The organism is Ornithinimicrobium sp., from assembly GCF_035267225.1.
GTDB lineage: Bacteria > Actinomycetota > Actinomycetes > Actinomycetales > Dermatophilaceae > Ornithinicoccus.
Genome location: NZ_DATFMA010000015.1, coordinates 1 through 3,122, shown reverse-complemented (window position 1 = coordinate 3,122; position 3,122 = coordinate 1). Strand labels below are relative to the sequence as shown.

Sequence of the window (3,122 nt, the reverse complement as noted above, 5' to 3'; positions counted from 1 at the left end):
GAGCCCCGGCTGGGGCGCTGCCGGCTGCGAGCCAGGCGCGCGACGCGGCGAGCGAGGGAGGATGCGAGGCGCACTGTGCGATGGTCCACGGCCCGACCGTATCGCCCGCCGTGGGGCATTCCTCACCTCTGCGCTCCCAGGCCCGTGGGAGACTGTGTCCGGCGTCCTGCCACCTTCGCCCTACCCCATCGAGGTCCTGTCCGCGTGTCACCCCTTGCCCGCCACGTTCCGCCGCCCGCGGCCACGCCGCCGGAGGTGATACGCAACTTCTGCATCATCGCCCACATCGACCACGGCAAGTCCACCCTGGCCGACCGGATGCTGCAGATCACCGGCGTGGTCTCAGAGCGGGCCATGCGCGCCCAGTACCTGGACCGGATGGACATCGAGCGCGAGCGCGGCATCACCATCAAGAGCCAGGCCGTGCGGATGCCGTGGGCGGTGCGCGGCTCCGGGGACGGGGAGAGCGAGCTGACCTCCTACGTGCTGAACATGATCGACACCCCCGGGCACGTCGACTTCACCTACGAGGTCTCCCGGTCGCTGGCGGCGTGCGAGGGTGCGGTGCTGCTGGTGGACGCGGCCCAGGGGATCGAGGCCCAGACCCTGGCCAACCTCTACCTGGCCATGCAGAACGACCTGACCATCATCCCGGTGCTGAACAAGATCGACCTGCCCGCTGCCCAGCCGGAGAAGTACGCCGAGGAGCTCGCCGGCCTCATCGGCTGTGAGGTGGACGAGGTGCTCCAGGTCTCCGGTAAGACCGGCCACGGCGTCACCGAGCTGCTCGACCGCATCGTGCACGAGCTGCCGCCGCCGGTAGGTCAGGCGCAGGCGCCGCCGCGGGCGATGATCTTCGACTCGGTCTACGACACCTACCGCGGGGTGGTGACCTACGTGCGGGTGGTCGACGGACACCTCTCGCCGCGCGAGCGGATCACCATGATGTCGACCAAGGCCACCCACGAGCTGTTGGAGATCGGGGTCATCTCTCCGGAGCCGCTGCGCAGCGACGGGCTCGGCGTAGGGGAGGTCGGCTACCTGATCACCGGGGTCAAGGACGTGCGTCAGTCCAAGGTCGGCGACACCATCACCGGCTCGCGCAACATGGCCACCGAAGCGCTCGGGGGCTACCTGGACCCCCGGCCGATGGTCTTCTCCGGGCTGTACCCCATCGACGGCTCGGACTATCCCACCCTCCGCGACGCGCTGGACAAGCTGAAGCTCAACGACGCCGCGCTGGTCTACGAGCCGGAGACCTCGGTGGCGCTCGGATTCGGCTTCCGGGTCGGCTTCCTCGGGATGCTGCACCTGGAGATCATCCGCGAACGGCTGGAACGGGAGTCCGGGCTGGACCTGATCGCCACCCTGCCCAACGTGGAGTACCTCGTCGCGATGGAGGACGGGACGCAGGTCGTGGTCACCAACCCGAGCGAGTTCCCCTCGGGCAGGATCGCCGAGGTCACCGAACCGGTGGTGCGGGCGACGATCCTGACTCCGAGCGAGTACATCGGCGCGGTGATGGAGCTGTGCCAGTCCAGGCGAGGGTCCCTGCAGGGCATGGACTACCTCTCACCCGAGCGGGTGGAGATGCGCTACACGCTGCCGCTGGCCGAGATCGTCTTCGACTTCTTCGACGCGCTGAAGTCCCGCACCCGCGGTTACGCCTCCTTCGAGTACGAGCCGGACGGGGAGCAGAGTGCCGACCTGGTGAAGGTCGACATCCTGCTCCAGGGAGACCAGGTCGACGCGTTCTCGGCGATCGTGCACAAGGAGAAGGCCTACGCCTACGGGGTGATGATGGCGGGCAAGCTCAGGGAGCTCATCCCGCGGCAGCAGTACGAGGTGCCGATCCAGGCCGCGATCGGCGCCCGGGTGATTGCCCGGGAGACGATCCGCGCGATTCGCAAGGACGTGCTGGCCAAGTGCTATGGCGGTGACATCAGCCGCAAGCGCAAGCTGCTGGAGAAGCAGAAGGAGGGCAAGAAGCGGATGAAGATGGTCGGCACCGTCGAGGTGCCGCAGGAGGCCTTCATCGCCGCGCTGTCCCAGGACGGTTCCGCGGACAGGGCCAAGAAGTAGGGCCCCGTGGCCGGATCGCCCGCTCCCCACCAGGCACGCCCGCTCGCGCGGACCCGTTCCTTCACCCGCCGCGGCTCCCGGATGCCTGCCGGGCACCAGCGCGCCTACGACGCGATGGCCGGCGACTTCGTCCTGCCGGTGCCACGCGCCGCCGACGGGGACGACACGACGGTCGACCCGGCATTCCGCCTGGACGCCCCGGTCGTCTTCGGGCGGCGGGCGCCGCTGGTGCTCGAGATCGGCCCGGGGTCCGGGGATGCCCTGCGGGCCGGCGCCGAGGCCCGACCGGACTGGGACTTCCTCGGGCTGGAGGTCTGGCGACCGGGTATCGGTCAGAGTCTCGCCCGCATGCGGGCGGCGCCGTTGCCCAACCTGCGCCTGGCCGAGGTGGACGCTGCGCTCGCCCTGGCCAGCATGGTCGAGCCGGGCAGTGTGCGGGAGGTGTGGACCTACTTCCCCGATCCGTGGCCGAAACGGCGCCACCATCCGCGCCGCCTGGTGAGCGCGTGCTTCGCTGATCGCGTCGCCGCCGCGATCGAGCCGGGCGGGGTGTGGCGACTGGCCACGGACTGGGCACCCTACGGGCGGGCGATGCGCTCGCTGTTGGACGCGGACGAGCGGTTCACGCTGACCTCCACCGACCGGGCCCCCCTGCGGCCGGTCACGCGCTTCGAGCGCAAGGGGCTCGAGGTGGACCGCGAGATCACCAACCTGAACTACGCCCGGCGCTGATTCTGAGCCTGCGGGTGTACGAGCGGCACCGTGGTCGGTCAGGGGCCGGTCAGTCCTCGGTGGTCTCCCGACCCCGGCGCACGATGGCCGGGTCCGGCACGCCGACGATGTCCGTGTCCTTCCCGGTGTAGTCGAACCGGCTCAGGAAGGTGCGCATGGCGCTGACCCGGGAGCGCTTCTTGTCGTTGGACTTGATGGTCGTCCAGGGCGCGTGGTCGGTGTCGGTACGGCGGAACATCTCCTCCTTGGCGTCCGTGTAGGCCTCCCAGCGGTCCAGCGACTCCAGGTCCATCGGCGAGAGCTTCCAG

Annotated in this window: 2 protein-coding genes and 1 pseudogene; 2 read left to right on the top strand and 1 reads right to left on the bottom strand. The window is 69.7% G+C overall.

The window, feature by feature from the left end:
• Nucleotides 1–204 precede the first annotated feature (204 nt).
• Complete coding sequence (gene lepA / locus VJ976_RS00885; RefSeq protein ID WP_324097986.1) at nt 205–2,082, top strand: translation elongation factor 4; 1,878 nt, start codon at nt 205–207, stop codon at nt 2,080–2,082.
• A 6-nt stretch (nt 2,083–2,088) separates the two neighbouring features.
• Nucleotides 2,089–2,814: a tRNA (guanosine(46)-N7)-methyltransferase TrmB gene (gene trmB, locus VJ976_RS00880; RefSeq protein WP_324097984.1), complete on the top strand. Its 726-nt coding sequence runs from the start codon at nt 2,089–2,091 to the stop codon at nt 2,812–2,814.
• Nucleotides 2,815–2,863: 49 nt separating this feature from the next.
• Here trmB and VJ976_RS00875 read toward each other — a convergent pair.
• Nucleotides 2,864–3,122, bottom strand: a pseudogene (locus VJ976_RS00875) (polyphosphate kinase 2); the annotation flags it as partial.